Annotated in this window: 14 protein-coding genes; 13 read left to right on the top strand and 1 reads right to left on the bottom strand. The window is 56.7% G+C overall.

Annotated features, from left to right (window positions below; all coding sequences use genetic code 11):
* Positions 1 to 21: 21 nt before the first annotated feature.
* Entirely contained in the window at positions 22 to 891 is an 870-nt protein-coding gene (locus CFI10_RS10465) for a LysR family transcriptional regulator (RefSeq protein ID WP_206834370.1), read from the bottom strand.
* A gap of 152 nt (positions 892 to 1,043) precedes the next feature.
* On the opposite strand from CFI10_RS10465, the gene leuC reads away from it, so the two are divergent.
* The 13 genes from leuC to purF all read left to right on the top strand — a co-directional run bounded on the left by leuC (position 1,044) and on the right by purF (position 15,948).
* On the top strand, positions 1,044 to 2,462 hold the full coding sequence (gene leuC, locus CFI10_RS10460) for a 3-isopropylmalate dehydratase large subunit (protein ID WP_206834368.1): 1,419 nt from the start codon (positions 1,044 to 1,046) through the stop codon (positions 2,460 to 2,462).
* A gap of 14 nt (positions 2,463 to 2,476) precedes the next feature.
* The gene (gene leuD / locus CFI10_RS10455; RefSeq protein WP_206834366.1) at positions 2,477 to 3,124 is read left to right on the top strand and encodes a 3-isopropylmalate dehydratase small subunit; all 648 of its coding nucleotides are present in this window, start codon (positions 2,477 to 2,479) and stop codon (positions 3,122 to 3,124) included.
* A 30-nt stretch (positions 3,125 to 3,154) separates the two neighbouring features.
* Positions 3,155 to 4,237 carry a 3-isopropylmalate dehydrogenase gene (gene leuB, locus CFI10_RS10450; protein WP_091823105.1) on the top strand — a complete coding sequence of 361 codons (1,083 nt, stop codon included), beginning with the start codon at positions 3,155 to 3,157 and terminating at the stop codon, positions 4,235 to 4,237.
* Positions 4,238 to 4,339: 102 nt separating this feature from the next.
* Positions 4,340 to 5,455 carry an aspartate-semialdehyde dehydrogenase gene (gene asd / locus CFI10_RS10445; protein ID WP_206834365.1) on the top strand — a complete coding sequence of 372 codons (1,116 nt, stop codon included), beginning with the start codon at positions 4,340 to 4,342 and terminating at the stop codon, positions 5,453 to 5,455.
* Between the two features lie 123 nt (positions 5,456 to 5,578).
* On the top strand, positions 5,579 to 6,583 hold the full coding sequence (locus CFI10_RS10440; RefSeq protein WP_206834364.1) for an Asd/ArgC dimerization domain-containing protein: 1,005 nt from the start codon (positions 5,579 to 5,581) through the stop codon (positions 6,581 to 6,583).
* A gap of 133 nt (positions 6,584 to 6,716) precedes the next feature.
* A complete protein-coding gene (locus tag CFI10_RS10435) occupies positions 6,717 to 9,464 on the top strand; it encodes a FimV/HubP family polar landmark protein (RefSeq protein ID WP_206834363.1) in 2,748 nt (915 codons plus the stop codon).
* A gap of 12 nt (positions 9,465 to 9,476) precedes the next feature.
* A complete protein-coding gene (gene truA, locus CFI10_RS10430; RefSeq protein WP_091823093.1) occupies positions 9,477 to 10,307 on the top strand; it encodes a tRNA pseudouridine(38-40) synthase TruA in 831 nt (276 codons plus the stop codon).
* A gap of 63 nt (positions 10,308 to 10,370) precedes the next feature.
* Positions 10,371 to 10,991, top strand: coding sequence for a phosphoribosylanthranilate isomerase (locus CFI10_RS10425; protein WP_206834362.1), 621 nt, complete (start codon positions 10,371 to 10,373; stop codon positions 10,989 to 10,991).
* 91 nt (positions 10,992 to 11,082) lie between these two features.
* Positions 11,083 to 12,003, top strand: a complete 921-nt coding sequence (accD, locus tag CFI10_RS10420; RefSeq protein WP_242529958.1) for an acetyl-CoA carboxylase, carboxyltransferase subunit beta — start codon at positions 11,083 to 11,085, stop codon at positions 12,001 to 12,003.
* Positions 11,969 to 13,255: a bifunctional tetrahydrofolate synthase/dihydrofolate synthase gene (gene folC / locus CFI10_RS10415; RefSeq protein WP_242529957.1), complete on the top strand. Its 1,287-nt coding sequence runs from the start codon at positions 11,969 to 11,971 to the stop codon at positions 13,253 to 13,255. The genes accD and folC overlap by 35 nt, the downstream gene beginning before the upstream one ends.
* Positions 13,256 to 13,260: 5 nt before the next feature.
* A complete protein-coding gene (locus CFI10_RS10410) occupies positions 13,261 to 13,812 on the top strand; it encodes an SPOR domain-containing protein (protein ID WP_091823084.1) in 552 nt (183 codons plus the stop codon).
* 67 nt (positions 13,813 to 13,879) lie between these two features.
* Positions 13,880 to 14,374, top strand: a complete 495-nt coding sequence (locus CFI10_RS10405; RefSeq protein WP_091823082.1) for a CvpA family protein — start codon at positions 13,880 to 13,882, stop codon at positions 14,372 to 14,374.
* 50 nt (positions 14,375 to 14,424) lie between these two features.
* On the top strand, positions 14,425 to 15,948 hold the full coding sequence (gene purF / locus CFI10_RS10400) for an amidophosphoribosyltransferase (protein WP_091823079.1): 1,524 nt from the start codon (positions 14,425 to 14,427) through the stop codon (positions 15,946 to 15,948).
* Positions 15,949 to 15,957: the final 9 nt, after the last annotated feature.

Here is a 15,957-nt window from a genome sequence, read left to right as displayed (position 1 = left end):
TTAAACCATGCGCGGTGCAGATTAAACGCCGGGTTCAAGCAGCTTGACCAGTTCCCGCGCCGCATTGCTCAGGGTGCGGTCACGGTGGTGGATATAGCCCAGCGGGCGCACGATCGGTTCGGTGCCGGTATTCAGTCGTACCAGCTGGTCATCAATCATGGTCTCTGGCAGCAGACTCCAGCCAAGGCCAATGCTTACCATCATGCGTATGGTATCCAGATAATCGGTGCTCATGCCAAGATTTGGTTCCAGTCCCTGCAGCGCCAGTTGCTGCCTCACGCGTTGGTGGGTAAAGGTATCGGCACCGGGCAGAATGGCCGGGTAGCGGTTCAGTTCGGTCAGTGAAGGGCGATCGACGTGAGCCAGGGGGTGGTTGCGTGCGACCACATATTGCAGGCGGTCATGCCAGATTGTGCGAGCACAAAGGCGATCATCCTGCTGAGGTGCCAGTGTGATCAGGGCAAGCTCCAACTCACCCTTCAAAACGCCCTCATAGGCCACCTCGGAGGCGGCAAACTGCAGATCCAGCTCCACGTCCGGGAACTGATTGACAAAAGTCTTCAGAATTGGAGGCAGGCGGTGAAGGCTGATGTGATGACTGGTGGCCAGGGCCAGGCGGCCACCGATTTGCCCTGAGAGGTTGCCCAGCGTGCGCTCGGCATCTTCTATCGAGAGCAGGATGTTGCGGGCACGGGGAAGCAGTGCATGGCCGGCCTCAGTCAATACGACCTGGCGTCCAATGCGGTCAAACAAACGGCAGTTGAGCTGGCTCTCAAGCAGCGCAATCCGTTTGCTGACAGCTGACTGGGTTAAAAACAGCTGCTGGGCAGCCTGTGAAAACGAGCCGCAGTCAGTGACGGTAACGAAAGCGTGCAGTCCGGCGGTATCCATAATGTTGCCTGCAGGGGTGGACGTGTTATGGAGAGTCTATCCATTCCTCTTTGGAATTCAAATCATAAAAAATATGAATTTGTGTGTTGGGCCGGCCTGCACTAGGATGAGCGCTTATCGCCATGAGACCGGACAACACGAGGGGAGATAACATGGCCGGAAAAACCTTATACGACAAGCTCTGGGACGCCCATCTGGTGCGCCAGAATGAAGACGGCAGTGCGCTGATTTACATCGATCGTCAGATTCTGCACGAAGTGACCTCGCCGCAGGCGTTTGAAGGCCTGCGCCTGGCGGGTCGCAAGCCCTGGCGCATCGATGCCAACCTGGCCACCCCTGACCACAACGTGCCCACCACCAAGCGTGACGGCGGTGTGGATCAGATCGTGGATCCGGTCTCTCGTATTCAGGTGAAAACCCTCGATGCTAACTGCGACGAATTCGGCATTACCGAATTCAAGATGAATGATCAGCGTCAGGGCATCGTGCATGTGGTTGGCCCCGAGCAGGGCATGACGCTGCCGGGCACTACTGTGGTGTGCGGTGACTCCCATACCTCCACCCACGGAGCCTTTGGCGCACTGGCTCACGGTATCGGCACCTCCGAAGTTGAACATGTGCTGGCAACCCAGTGCCTGATCGCCAAGAAGATGAAAAACATGCTGGTGCGTGTGGATGGCGAGTTGGGTGCCGGTGTGACCGCCAAGGATGTCGTGCTGCACATCATTGGCGTGATCGGTACTGCCGGCGGTACAGGCTATGCCATTGAGCTCGGTGGCAGTGCCATCCGTTCCATCTCCATGGAAGGTCGCATGACGATCTGTAACATGGCGATCGAAGCGGGTGCCCGTGTCGGCCTCGTGGCCGTTGATGACACCACGATTGAGTATTTCCGTGGTCGCCCGTTCTCGCCCACGGCGGAACAGTGGGATGCCGCAGTTGAAGCATGGAAAGGGCTGGTGTCCGATGAGGACGCTCACTTTGATACCGTTGTCGAGATCAAGGCCGAGGATATCCATCCGCAGGTGACCTGGGGTACCTCACCTGAAATGGTGGCGCCGGTCAGTGCGTTGGTGCCGAACCCGGAAGCGGAATCCGATCCGGTCAAGGCTGATGGCATCCGGCGTGCGCTCAAGTACATGGGACTGCAGGCGGATCAGAAGATCACCGACATTCAGCTTGATCGCGTATTTATCGGCTCCTGCACCAACTCCCGCATCGAAGACCTGCGCGCTGCCGCCGAGGTGGTGAAAGGTCGCAAGGTGGCGGCCAACATCAAGCAGGCACTGGTGGTGCCCGGTTCCGGTCTGGTGAAGGCGCAGGCCGAAGCCGAAGGGCTGGACAAGATCTTTATCGAAGCCGGTCTTGAGTGGCGCGAGCCGGGCTGCTCCATGTGTCTGGCGATGAACCCGGACAAGCTGGGGCAGGGCGAACACTGTGCGTCGACCTCCAACCGTAACTTCGAAGGGCGTCAGGGCTTTGGTGGTCGTACCCATCTGGTCAGCCCGGCGATGGCCGCTGCCGCTGCGGTCACCGGCCATTTCATCGATGTACGTGAGCTGATGCAGTAAGACGGGAGAGCGAAATGAGACAATTTACCCAACACACCGGTATTGCTGCGCCGCTGGATCGTGCCAACGTCGATACCGATATGATCATTCCCAAGCAGTTTCTGAAATCGATCAAGCGGGCCGGATTTGGCCCCAACCTGTTCGATGAGCTGCGCTACCTGGATGAAGGTCAGCCGGATCAGGATTGCGCAGGTCGTCCGCTGAATCCGGATTTCGTGCTGAACCAGTCACGCTACCAGGGCACCAGTGTGCTGCTGGCGCGGGAAAACTTCGGCTGCGGCTCCAGCCGTGAACACGCGCCCTGGGCGCTGGATGATTTCGGTATTCGTGCCATCATTGCGCCGAGCTTTGCCGATATCTTCTACAACAACTGCTTCAAAAACGGCCTGCTGCCGATCGTGTTGCCGGAGGCGCAGGTGGACCAGCTGTTCAAGGAAGTTGAAGCCACTGAAGGCTATCAGCTGACCGTGGATCTGGAGCGTCAGGTTGTGGTCACCCCGTCCGGCGAAGAGTTTGCCTTTGAGGTCGACAATTTCCGCAAACACTGTCTGCTCAACGGTCTGGATGATATCGGCCTGACCCTGCAGCACGCGGACGAGATCAAGGCGTATGAAGCGCGCCGTCGTCAGGAAGCACCCTGGCTGTTTGATGCGATCAAGTAAACTGAACTGAATTTTTGAGGAAGAACCCAGATGGGCAAGAAAATACTGGTACTGCCGGGTGACGGCATTGGTCCCGAGATCGTAACCGAAGCACGCAAGGTGCTGGATGTGGTCAACGCGCGTTTTGAACTGGGGCTGGAGATCAGCGAAGCACTGGTCGGCGGTGCCGCCATCGACGCCACCGGCGTACCGCTGCCGGATGAGACGCTGGCAGCGTGCAAACAGGCCGATGCGATTCTGCTGGGTGCCGTGGGTGGTCCCAAGTGGGACACCAACCCCGACTTCGCCATCCGTCCGGAAAAGGGCCTGCTGGGCATTCGTTCCCAGCTGCAGCTGTTTGGCAACCTGCGCCCGGCAATTCTCTATCCGCAGCTGGCGCACGCTTCTACGCTGAAGCCGGAAATCGTTTCCGGTCTGGATATCCTGATCGTGCGTGAACTGACCGGCGGCATCTACTTTGGCCAGCCGCGCGGCGTTCGCGAGAAGGAAGGCGGCATCCGTGAAGGCTTCAACACCTACGTCTACGATGAAAACGAAATCCGCCGCATCGGCCGTGTTGCTTTTGAAGCGGCCCGTGCTCGCAACAAGCGTCTGTGCTCTGTCGACAAGGCCAATGTACTGGAAGTGACCGTGCTCTGGCGCGAGATCATGGAAGAGCTGAAAAGCGAGTACCCGGACGTGGAGCTGAGCCACATGTACGTGGACAACGCCGCCATGCAGCTGGTGCGTGCTCCGAAGCAGTTCGACGTGGTCGTAACCGGCAACATGTTCGGTGACATCCTGTCCGATGCCGCGGCCATGCTGACCGGTTCCATCGGCATGCTGCCGTCCGCGTCACTGGATGAAAACGGCAAGGGCATGTACGAGCCCTGCCACGGTTCTGCACCGGATATTGCCGGTCAGGGCAAGGCGAATCCGTTGGCAACCATCCTCTCAGTCGCTATGATGTTGCGTTATTCCCTGAATGCGGGCGAAGCGGCCGATCAGATCGAAGCCGCCGTGAGCAAGGTGCTGGATCAGAATCTGCGTACGCCGGATATCATGTCCGAAGGCATGCGCGCGGTCAGCACCACCGAAATGGGTGATGCGGTTGTAGCCGCACTGAACGCCTGATTTTGTCCGTCTCCACCGGGTAACAGAGCAGCCTGGAGCTGCCGTTGCCCGGTGTTTCGTATTCGGGATTCGTTTTAAAGCTAATTATATTTGGGGGCACGAATGAAGCGTGTAGGTTTTGTAGGCTGGCGTGGTATGGTCGGCTCGGTTCTGATGCAGCGCATGCTGGAAGAGAACGACTTCAACCATATTGCGGAGCCGGTTTTCTTCACTACTTCCCAGACCGGAGCGGCAGGTCCCGACATCGGCAAGGATATCCCGGCACTGAAAGATGCGCGTGATATCAACGAGCTGAAGCAGATGGACGCCATTGTTTCCTGCCAGGGCGGTGACTACACGACTGAAGTGTTCCAGAAACTGCGTGAGTCTGGCTGGAATGGCTACTGGATCGATGCGGCCTCTACTCTGCGCATGGCCGATGACAGCCTGATCGTGCTGGACCCTGTCAATCGTGACGTGATCGACCGTGGCATCGACGCCGGTATCAAGAACTTTGTTGGCGGCAACTGCACCGTATCTCTGATGCTGATGGGTTTGGGTGGTCTGTTCAAGGCTGGTCATATCGAATGGATCTCCTCCATGACCTATCAGGCAGCGTCCGGTGCCGGTGCCAAGAACATGCGTGAACTGATCACCCAGATGGGCCAGATCCACGCCGGTTCCGAAGCGCTATTGGCCGACCCGGCTTCTGCCATCCTGGATATCGACCGTAAGGTCGTCGACACCATGCGCGGTGATGCCTTTGCCACCGATAACTTCGGTGTGCCCCTGGCTGGTTCTTTGATCCCCTGGATCGACAAGGCGGTGGAAGACGGTCAGAGTAAGGAAGAGTGGAAAGGTTTTGTTGAAACCAACAAAATCCTCGGCCTGTCCGACAGCCCGATTCCCATCGATGGTACCTGTGTGCGCATCGGCGCCATGCGTTGTCACAGCCAGGCGTTCACCGTGAAGCTGAAGCAGGATTTGCCGCTGGACGAGATCGAGCAGATGATCGCCGAAGCCAACGACTGGGTCAGCGTGGTACCGAACGAGCGTGAAATCACCATGCGTGATCTGTCGCCGACCAAGGTGACCGGTACGCTGAATGTGCCTGTTGGGCGTCTGCGCAAAATGAAGATGGGGCCGACCTTCCTCAATGCGTTCAGTGTGGGTGACCAGCTGCTCTGGGGTGCGGCCGAACCGCTGCGCCGTATCCTGCGCATTCTGATCGAGCGCTGATAGCGTTCAGCAATAGCTTTTTCAACAGCCCGGCGTACGTCCGGGCTGTTTTGCTTATACACTGAAGTAAATGTGCCGCAGATCGCTGACTGTTCTGAAGGCCTGTGAGAGAAACTGACCAATATGCCGTTGAAGATTGCACTGCTGGGGCCTGCCACGCTGGCCGGTGAGAAACTGCTCGAACTGCTGGATGAGTCGACCTTCGAAGTCGACACTCTCACCCTGTTTGAACCTGAAGAGCAGGCTGGGCGCAGCCTGATGTTCAGAGGGCATGCGCATCGAACCCGCCCTCTGGATGCTTTCGATTCGTCGTTACCGCAGCTCACGTTTGTCTGTGAGGCCGAACTTGGCTCCGAGCTGAAGCAGGCTCTGCTTGCGGCTCCGGGCCGGGTCATCGACCTGTACCCTCAGCGATACGAGGAGGGTCAGGTATTTCTGACCGTTCCCGAGCTGAATGGTGATGAGCTTGCTTCGCTTGATCCAGGTCGTGTTATCGGTATCCCGAATTCGGCTACCATTGCAGCCGCGCTGGCGCTGGCTCCTTTGCATCGTGCTTGCGAGATTCTGAAAGCGAATCTCGTGTTGTTGAGCCCGGTTTCTTCAGCAGGGCATCCCGGTGTCGAAGCCTTGGCATCCGAGACGGCACGGCTGTTGAATGGACGAGACCCTGAGTCAGGTCATTTCGGCCAGCAGATTGCGTTTAACCTGATACCGCAGGTTGGTACTCTGCTTGACAGCGGTTACACCGACATCGAAGCGGCTGTGCGTACCCAGTTGCCGCTTGTACTGGATGATGAGGGGCTGGAGCTGGAAGTCAGTGCCGTTCAAGTGCCGGTATTTTATGGCGACATGGTGGTAATTCAGGCTGAAACGCACCAGCCGCTGAATATGGATGAGGTTCAGCAGTTGATGGATAAGGCTCCAGGTGTGTGTTTTGATCAACATGCCAAACAGGTTCCGAGTCTCATCAAAGATGCAATCGGTCAGCAACAAGTGGTTGTGGCGCGGCTACGTCCGGGGGCTGAAGGCGAAGCCGGATTTGCTCTGCATGCCATGATTGATGACCTTGGGCGGGGCAGTGCCTTGACAGCTCTTGGGGCCGCCATGCGTCTGGTGACGGAAGGGTAGCAAACGGTCGAAGGTGGTTGTCTTGACCGCCAGCGCCATAATACATAATACTTGCAACGACTATGGAGCCGTAACTCTCTGATTCTTCGGAAAGGGACGAGAGACGGGCACACGATATCAAAGGGAGTAACCGATGCTGCGTAAACTAGCTTTAAGCCTTGCGGTCTCTGCAGCTCTGGGGGTGTCACAGGCACACGCCCTCGGCCTGGGAGAGATTCAAGTCAATTCAGCTCTGAATGAGCCGCTCGATGCAGAAATCAAACTGACGCAGGTTCGTGACCTCTCTCCGTTGCAGATTCAGCCACGAATGGCAGCGATGGATGAATACTCCCTGTCAGGTGGCGTCAGCCAGGGGCGCTACCTGCGCGATATCCAGTTTCAGGTGCTGCTGACTCCCGATGGGGCTGGCAGTATCCGACTGCGCTCCAACGAACCGATTCAGGAGCCGTTCCTGAACTTCATGGTTGAGGTGAATTGGCCCAGCGGTCGCATGGTGCGAGAGTACACCCTGCTGCTTGACCCTCCCGTGTTCGATCCAACGCCCGTGCAACGCACCGTGCAGCCGGCACAGGTACAGAAACCTGTTGTAGCAGAACCTGCTGAAAGCCTGCAGCGCCAGGTGGCAGGTACGACTTCAAATATTCTCACTCGCATGGATAGCGAGAATCAAGTTTATGTTGGGGTTAATGACACCCTGTGGGAAATTGCAGCGCGAAACAAGCCCGCCAATATCAGCGAACACCAAATGATGCTGGCACTGTTGCGCAAAAACCCCGCAGCTTTCCCCTCAGGTAATATCAATGCCATGCGAGCCGGTGTGGTCTTGAATCTGCCAATGCAGGATGAAGTATCTCGCTTGACGCATCGTGAAGCGGTTGCTGAAGTCGCACGGCAAACGCAGATGTGGCGAGAAGGGCGCACTTCGCGTCAACAGGCAGAAGAGCCCAAGGCTCCAGTGGATGTGAGCCGACAGCAGGACGATCAGGCGTCAACCGATGAAGGTGCGGCCACTGCGCCGGCTGACAAGCCTACCGAGTCGGCGCAGGATGCAATCGCCCCCGTTGACGAAGGGCAGCTGAAGATCGTGGCGCCTCAGGAAGAGTCTGAAGCAGACGCACAGGACGATGCCGAAGCGGGCAGTGAAACGGTTACTACCGAAGAGGCGGGCGCGCCGCAGCAGGATCCATCTGTAGTCTCGGCTGCTCAGGAAAATCTCGAAAATGACGTTCTGATTGCGCAAGAGAAGATCGATCGCCTGGAGCGTGAAAATACCGACCTTAACGACAAGCTCAATTCTGTTCTGGAACAGCTGGAAGCTCAAAGTCGCCTGCTGGAGCTTCAATCTCAGCAGATGGCCACCCTCCAGACCGAGTTGAGCCGTAATGCAGCGCCTTCCGCTGTTGAGTCCGGCGCGCAAGATGACAAGAGTCTGTTGCAAAGCCCCGCCGTGCTTGGTGGCATAGGTGCCGGCGCTGTGGCGATTTTGGCAGGGCTTTGGCTGATGCTGCGTCGTCGTGGTTCATCTGCACCGGACAAAAAACGCGAGCTGGTCAATGTGCCGAGCGATCTGCGTGACGGCGATGATGATGCCGATTCCCCTGCCGACGGGCGAGATGCGGCTACATCAGCGGCTGTTGCCGGCGGTGCAGCAGCGGTAGCGGCGGCTGTAGCAGTAGCAGCCGATGATGATGAAACTGAACGACCAGCGCCACTAGCACCCTTGTCAGGCGAAGGAGATGAGTTTTCGCGTCCGCCGATGCAAAACCTGGCGCCGGATGAGCCTGATGCCGGCAGCGACGACCTGGAGCAGGATTTACAAAGCCTTGATCTGGATATGGATCTGGATCTTAACGACCTCGATATTGATGACGAATCTGATCTTGACCAGGTCGATGATGATGTCGAGCAGCTTGCAGGCAGTGATGAGCGTATTGATGCCACTGAGTTTGATCTTGGAGCTGAAGACGAGCCGCTCGCCGAGTTGGCGCCGCTGGCTGGGGCAGAAGAGCCTGCCGAAGAGGATAAGTCAGGGCCAGAGTCATTGTCTGCTGATGATGAGCTCGAGTTCAGTGTCAAGCCTCAGGAACCGGAAGAAGAGCCATCCGAGTTGGATGGTATGCTCGGAGATGACGAGAGCTCTGATGACCTAGATTTCCTGCTTAGTGGCGCAGACGACAATGACGATGACACCGCGAAGGCGGTAAGCGATGACGAAGCGCTGCTTGAAGATGCTCTGAAGGAAGAAAACGGTTTCAGTCTTGCGGATGATGCAGTTGCAACCACTGATGATATTAGCCTTGATGATGACTTGTTCGGCGAGCTGGAAGCCGACGAGCCGGCAAGCGACAATAGCCTGCATGAAACTGTCTCTGCATTGGATACTGACGATTATGAAATCGACCATGATCTGGAAGCGATGTTGCAGGGAAGTGCTGACGAGCCTGATGATCAGAAAGCAGAGACTTCAGCTGGTGATAGCGCAGATGAGGATCTGGACAGTTTATTGGCGTCTTTTGACCCTGAGAATGATGTTTCCAGCGCAGTCGCGCCGGCTCGTACCGGTGAGCAGGTTGAAGAAGAGCTGACTGCAAACATTTCGCATGATCTGGAGATGGATCTTGACTCCGAAGTTGATGAGCTGTTGAACAGTACCGATGACGAAATCGCTCTGGAAGAGCAGCGCAACGATGAAGCAGTTGATGTCCTTGATAAGATGAATCTGCTCAGTGGTACCGATGAGACTGAAACCAAACTGGATCTGGCGCGCGCCTACATGGAAATGGATGATAAGGATGGTGCACGCGATATCCTCAATGAGATCACCAGTGAAGGTTCGGATGAGCAGCGCCAGGAAGCGCAGAAGCTGCTGGACTCACTCTGATAAAGACATTCAATGAGTAAACAGAACTCTTCCGGGGCGATTTCGATCGCCCCTTTTCGTTATGCTCTCGCTGTTGAGTATGTAGGAGCCGCCTATCGTGGCTGGCAGTTGCAGGCACATGACAAGGTTCCCACCATTCAGGCTGAGGTAGAGCGGGCCCTGTCGGTAGTGGCCAATCATCCTGTTCAGGTTGTCTGTGCCGGTCGTACTGATGCTGGCGTCAATGCCAGTCATCAGGTGATTCACTTTGACAGTTGGGCCGAGCGTGATGAGCGTGCCTGGGTGCTGGGTACCAACTGCCATCTGCCGGACGATATCTCGATTAAATGGGCCACTGTCGTACCTGGATGCTTTCATGCCCGCTTTTCAGCGCGGGAACGACGCTACCGTTACCTGATCTACACGTCGCCTTCACGCCCGGCAGTGTTGGCAGGGGGGGTAACCTGGACGCATCGCACGCTGAATACCGAACGTATGCAAGAGGCTGCCGAGCACCTGTTGGGCGAACATGACTTTACCTCTTATCGAGCTGTCGGGTGTCAGGCACGCAGCCCGGTACGGGAAATACGCAAGTTGAGCGTGTACCAGAGTGGACGTTTGGTCGTGATTGATGTCAGTGCCAACGCATTCCTGCATCATATGGTACGCAATATTGCCGGCGTGCTGATGGCAGTGGGTGCCGGAGATCGATCACCTGATTGGGCACTTGAAGTATTACAGGCCCGAGATCGGCGCCAGGGGGGCGTTACCGCGCCGCCGGATGGTCTTTATTTCGTGGATGTGCGCTATCCGGACATATTCAGATTGCCGCCGTCAGATCCGGGCCCTTATTTTCTGTCATGAGGAAACTGACGCCTCGCCGTGGCTTTGCTAATATTATGCGCTTGCCTCCGAGATGAGAATGCAATGACCACTCGAATCAAGATATGCGGTATTACCTGCCGTAATGATGCGGCCGCTGCAGTAGCGGCAGGGGCGGATGCGCTTGGATTTGTGTTCTATGAACCCAGTTCACGTTATGTTGATCCTGTCGTAGCGGCTGATATCATCAGCACACTGCCGCCGTTTGTTACCAGTGTGGGGCTGTTTGTCGATGCCTCTCAGGAACAGGTTCAGCATGTCATTGATTTGGCAGGGTTGGATCTGCTGCAGTTTCATGGAAATGAAACCGAGCAGCAGTGCAGTCGCTTCAGTCGCCCCTATATTAAGGCGCTGCGTGTGCGCCCGGGGCTCGATGTCGAATCTGCGGCTGCAGCCTACCACACTGCTCGGGGGTTGCTGCTTGATGCCTATCGTCCAGGAGTGCCGGGCGGAACGGGTGAAGTGTTTGACTGGGGGCTGATTCCGCAGGCGCTTGCGGGGGATATTACCCTGGCGGGTGGTTTGAATCCCGCTAACGTGGCAGCGGCGATCACTCAGGTAAAACCTTATGCCGTTGATGTCTCGGGCGGGGTTGAAGCGGCACCGGGGCGGAAGGATACGGCAAAAATGTGCGCCTTTGCCGCTGCAGTCAGGGCCCAGAGTTGAGTTTCGGTCGCGCTGTGGGTGCAGGCTTAACGAATTCATATCGCCAGTGGGTGCCGAAAGGACCGGCTGGCCGCCGATAGGATAGTAAGAGATGAGTAACTGGCTGGAAAAGATTGTACCTTCGCTGGTCCGCAACGAAAAAAAGCGTACCAATATTCCTGAAGGCCTTTGGAAAAAGTGTCCCAAGTGTGACTCCATACTCTATCGCCCAGAGCTTGAGAAAAACCTCAATGTTTGCCCCAAGTGCGATCATCATATGCGGGTGCATGCACGTCGCCGCCTTGAGTTGTTTCTGGATGATGGTTCACGTGAGGAGATCGGGGCTGATGTAACGCCGGTTGACCGTCTCAAGTTCCGTGACTCCAAAAAGTACAAGGATCGCCTGTCCGCGGCACAGAAGGAAACCGGTGAAAAGGATGCCCTCATTGCCATGCGCGGTACGCTCGAAGGGTTGCCGGTTGTTGCGGTTGCGTTCGAGTTCAGCTTTATGGGTGGCTCTATGGGGGCGGTCGTCGGTGAGCGCTTCGTGCGTGCTGCCAATGTTGCGCTGGAAGAGGGTATCCCGCTGATCTGTTTCTCGGCTTCAGGTGGTGCTCGCATGCAGGAGGCTCTGATCTCCCTGATGCAGATGGCCAAGACAAGCGCTGCGCTTGAAAAGCTCAAGCAGGCGGGGATTCCGTATATTTCCGTACTGACCGATCCCGTCTATGGTGGTGTTTCTGCATCATTGGCGATGCTGGGTGACCTGAATGTGGCTGAACCTAATGCACTGATCGGCTTTGCCGGTCCCCGTGTCATTGAGCAGACCGTACGCGAGAAGTTGCCGGAAGGCTTCCAGCGCAGCGAATTCCTGCTGGAACATGGTCAGGTCGACATGATCATCAGCCGTAATGAAATGCGTACACGCCTCGCGTCCATTCTCTGCAAACTGACGCTGCGCCCCATGTGTGGTGTTGCCGACGATGATGAGAGTGTTGATGAAGACAGTGAAGTGGTCCGCGATGACAGCTGAGCGGCCGCTGGATCTTTCGGGCTGGCTGGCGCGCATCGAAGCCTGTCACCCGGCTGAAATTGAGCTTGGACTTGATCGGCTGCAGCAGGTTGCACAGCGCCTGCCAATCGACCTGGAGTCTGTCTGCAAGATCGTAATTGCAGGCACCAACGGCAAGGGCTCAACGCTTGCCATGCTGGATGCCATTCTCAGTCGTGCCGGTTATACAACCGGCAGCTACACGTCGCCGCATTTTCTGCGCTATAACGAGCGTGTCTGTGTCTCGGGCAAGCCTGTAGATGATGCCGCCCTCTGCGAAGCCTTCACGTTGATTGAGCAGGCACGAGGTGAGACCCCGCTAACCTATTTTGAATACGGTACGCTGGCTGCGTTGCTGATTTTCAGTCAACGTCAGGTTGATGTGGCGCTGCTGGAAGTAGGGCTTGGGGGGCGGCTGGATGCGGTCAATATCGTGGATGCCGATATTGCACTGGTCACCACCGTTGCACTGGACCATACCGATTGGCTGGGCCCGGACCGAGAATCCATCGGGCGTGAGAAGGCGGGTATATTCCGTGCCGGCAAGCCCGCTCTTTGCGGGGACCCGAAGCCACCGGCAACTTTGGTTGACTATGCTCGCACACTGGGAGCGCCGCTTCAGCTTCAGGGTGTTGATTTCAGTTATGAGCTCAAGGCCGATCAGTGGTCCTGGCAGAGCGATGGCAGGCATCTTGATGCGCTGCCAGTACCAGCGCTGCCGCTGCCCAATGCAGCGCTGGTACTGGCTGCGCTGCAGCATTTTCCCCACCCTGTTTCTGAGCAGGCAATTCGAGAAGGTTTGGTACACGCATGCCTGAAGGGGCGTCTGCAGCCTGTGCAGCTTGGGCAAATAAGGGCTACCGTGGATGTGGCCCACAACCCCGAGGCGGCAGGATATCTGGCTCACTGGCTGTCGCAAAGACCTTGTGGTGGGCAGGTTCACCTGATATTGGGAATGCTGGCAGACAAGGATATTGAATCCGTCGTGCAGGCGTTGACCCCTGTGGTTGATGTCTGGCACCCGGTGTCACTGGATGTCCCACGAGGTGCGCCGCGGGAACGGCTGGAGGCCGCACTGCTGGGAGCTGGTGTGTCCCGAGACCGTATTCGAGGGGCTGACAGTGTTGCCGTGGCTGTTAATCAGCTGCAGTCGATGTCGGCTGCAGACCAACTGCTGCTGGCGGGCTCATTCTTTACAGTCGCACAGGCACTGGAACTGGCGGAACAGGAATAACGGCCATGACCGAGCAACAGAAAAAGCAACTGGTGGGTGCCGCTGCACTGCTTGTGTCCGCCCTGATACTGTTCCCACTGTTGCTGGATGGCTCTGGCTATCGTGAGCGCCATCTGCAAGAGCGCATCCCCGAAGCGCCCGAACTGCCTGACAGGGTGGATATTGAGCCGGTAGAATCGATTCCCGAACGTGAATCTGAGCCCGCAGCGCCGCGAGAGCCAGCGGTGGTGAGTGTGCCGGTACCTGAACTGGCGGATGCCGTTGATGCTCAGAAGCCTCAGATCAATGCTCATCAAGACACGCCTGTGTTGGATGAGCAACAGGTTCCGGTGGCCTGGACTCTGCAGTTGGCCAGTTTTAAGGACGAGGCCAATGCTCGCTCCCTGCGCAGTGAGCTGGTGGATGCCGGCTACAAGGTCTACATCCGGCATGGGCCTGATCTGGTGCGTGTTTTTGTTGGTCCTGATCTGCAGCGCTCACGTCTGGAAGCACTGCAGGCACGGCTCAAGTCGGATTATGCGCTCGATGGCATGATCGTGCGCTTCACGACACAGTGAATTGGTCATTGGGTTGGGCTGCTGCCTCTGATAGAATGCGCGCTGTTTTCAGGACTGGCGACTGACGATGAACTGGGCTGACTGGACCATTCTTGCCATCATAGCGATCTCGACTCTGATGAGCCTCAAGCGCGGCTTCGTACGAGAGGCGATCTCTCTGCTGACCTGGGTGACGGCGTTCGTAGTTGCACGTCTTTTTGCCGGCTCTCTGAGTCATCTGCTTGAGGCTTACGTTCAGACGCCCTCACTGCGCTTTGCTGCCGCCTTTGCTATTCTGTTTATCGTCACACTGATTGCCGGTGCACTGGTGGGTGCCCTGTTTACTGCATTGGTGCAGGCCACGGGGCTTACGGCATCAGACCGGGTGTTGGGCATGGGGTTTGGTGCAGTTCGTGGCGGGTTGGTCGTGGTCGTGATCGTCGCATTGCTGGGCATGACGCCTGCAGTGCAGGATCAATGGTGGCAGGGGTCCCAACTGATTCCCCATTTTGTACTGCTTGAAAGCTGGACCAAAGAGGTCGCCAGCGACGTTGGGCAGGTAATCTGGAATATTGGTCGCTGAGTCTGGAAGTCAGCACCATCCTAAAGCTACATCCTTCTGAGGTGGATTGAATGTGCGGTATCGTCGGCGTAGTTGCCAAGTCGTTTGTTAACCAGACTATTTTTGATGCACTGACGGTGCTTCAGCACCGCGGTCAGGACGCGGCCGGCATGGTTACCTGTGAAGGTGATCGTTTTTTTCTGCGCAAGGATAACGGGCTGGTGAACGAGGTGTTCCGCACCCGTCACATGAAAAAGCTCAACGGCAACATGGGGATCGGTCATGTGCGCTACCCGACAGCCGGCAGCAACAGTTCAGCTGAGGCGCAGCCGTTCTATGTCAACTCCCCCTACGGGATTGCACTGGCGCACAACGGCAATCTGACCAACGCTGACAAACTGGCGGATGAGATTTTCCGTTCCGATCTGCGTCATATTAATACCACCTCAGATTCCGAAGTGCTGCTGAACATTTTTGCCCATGAGCTGCAGCAGATTGGCAAGCTTCAGCCTACGGCCGATGATATCTTCAATGCGGTTGAAAAAGTGCATGCGCGCTGTCAGGGTGGTTATGCGGTGGTGGCAATGATCACCGGGTACGGTATCGTTGCATTTCGTGACCCCTGTGGCATTCGCCCGCTGGTGTATGGCCAGCGCGTAACTGACAAGGGCGAAGAGTACATGGTTGCATCCGAGAGTGTGGCGCTGGACACGTCCGGCTACACGCTGGTGCGTGATTTGGCACCGGGTGAAGCGATCTTCATCGATACTCAGGGACAGGTCTCCACACGTCAGTGTGCACAGGTAAGCCGTGTCGCACCATGTCTGTTCGAATTTGTCTATCTGGCACGTCCTGACTCGATTATTGACGGTGTTTCCGTGCACCATTCCCGTATGGAAATGGGCGTCAAGCTGGCGGAAAAAGTGATGCGCGAACGCCCGGATCATGACATAGATGTGGTCATTCCGATTCCTGACACCAGTCGTACAGCGGCACTGGAAATGGCCAATACGCTTGGCGTCAAGTTCCGTGAAGGCTTTATCAAGAACCGCTATATCGGCCGTACCTTTATCATGCCGGGGCAAACTCTGCGCAAGAAATCCGTGCGTCAGAAGCTGAACCCGATCATGGCTGAATTCCGAGACAAGGTCGTAATGCTGGTAGATGACTCTATCGTGCGTGGTACTACCTCAAAGCAGATCGTTCAGATGGCACGAGATGCCGGTGCCCGCAAGGTCTATTTTGCCTCGGCTGCACCTGAAGTGCGCTTCCCGAATGTGTATGGTATCGATATGCCTTCCGCCAGTGAACTGATCGCCCATGGCCGTACTGCCGATGAAGTTGGCGAGTATATCGGCTGTGACTGGATGCTGTATCAGGATCTGGATGACCTCAAGAAGTCCGTTACCTGCTTCAACCCGGAAATCACCGAGTTTGATACCTGTGTGTTTGATGGGCGCTATGTCACCGGTACGGTGGACGAGGACTATCTCGCGCGCGTGGATGCGAAGCGAAACGATGGTGCCATGTCGGCGTCTGACCCTTCGGTGGAAGACAGTAACGAGTCGGCTGATCTGCACAGCAAAATCGACTGAGGGACGGGA

Source organism: Marinobacterium iners (genome assembly GCF_017310015.1).
GTDB classification, from domain to species: domain Bacteria; phylum Pseudomonadota; class Gammaproteobacteria; order Pseudomonadales; family Balneatricaceae; genus Marinobacterium; species Marinobacterium iners.
Note: the sequence above shows the minus strand (reverse complement) of the source record. Positions and strands in the feature narration are given on the sequence as shown.

Coding starts and splice junctions, on each gene's coding strand:
- CFI10_RS10465 (WP_206834370.1), bottom strand. CDS start 891: ATGGATACCGCCGGACTGCACGCTTTCGTTACCGTCACTGACTGCGGC.
- leuD (WP_206834366.1), top strand. CDS start 2,477: ATGAGACAATTTACCCAACACACCGGTATTGCTGCGCCGCTGGATCGT.
- CFI10_RS10440 (WP_206834364.1), top strand. CDS start 5,579: ATGCCGTTGAAGATTGCACTGCTGGGGCCTGCCACGCTGGCCGGTGAG.
- CFI10_RS10425 (WP_206834362.1), top strand. CDS start 10,371: ATGACCACTCGAATCAAGATATGCGGTATTACCTGCCGTAATGATGCG.
- accD (WP_242529958.1), top strand. CDS start 11,083: ATGAGTAACTGGCTGGAAAAGATTGTACCTTCGCTGGTCCGCAACGAA.
- purF (WP_091823079.1), top strand. CDS start 14,425: ATGTGCGGTATCGTCGGCGTAGTTGCCAAGTCGTTTGTTAACCAGACT.
- truA (WP_091823093.1), top strand. CDS start 9,477: ATGAGTAAACAGAACTCTTCCGGGGCGATTTCGATCGCCCCTTTTCGT.
- CFI10_RS10405 (WP_091823082.1), top strand. CDS start 13,880: ATGAACTGGGCTGACTGGACCATTCTTGCCATCATAGCGATCTCGACT.
- leuB (WP_091823105.1), top strand. CDS start 3,155: ATGGGCAAGAAAATACTGGTACTGCCGGGTGACGGCATTGGTCCCGAG.
- CFI10_RS10410 (WP_091823084.1), top strand. CDS start 13,261: ATGACCGAGCAACAGAAAAAGCAACTGGTGGGTGCCGCTGCACTGCTT.
- CFI10_RS10435 (WP_206834363.1), top strand. CDS start 6,717: ATGCTGCGTAAACTAGCTTTAAGCCTTGCGGTCTCTGCAGCTCTGGGG.
- leuC (WP_206834368.1), top strand. CDS start 1,044: ATGGCCGGAAAAACCTTATACGACAAGCTCTGGGACGCCCATCTGGTG.
- asd (WP_206834365.1), top strand. CDS start 4,340: ATGAAGCGTGTAGGTTTTGTAGGCTGGCGTGGTATGGTCGGCTCGGTT.
- folC (WP_242529957.1), top strand. CDS start 11,969: ATGAAGACAGTGAAGTGGTCCGCGATGACAGCTGAGCGGCCGCTGGAT.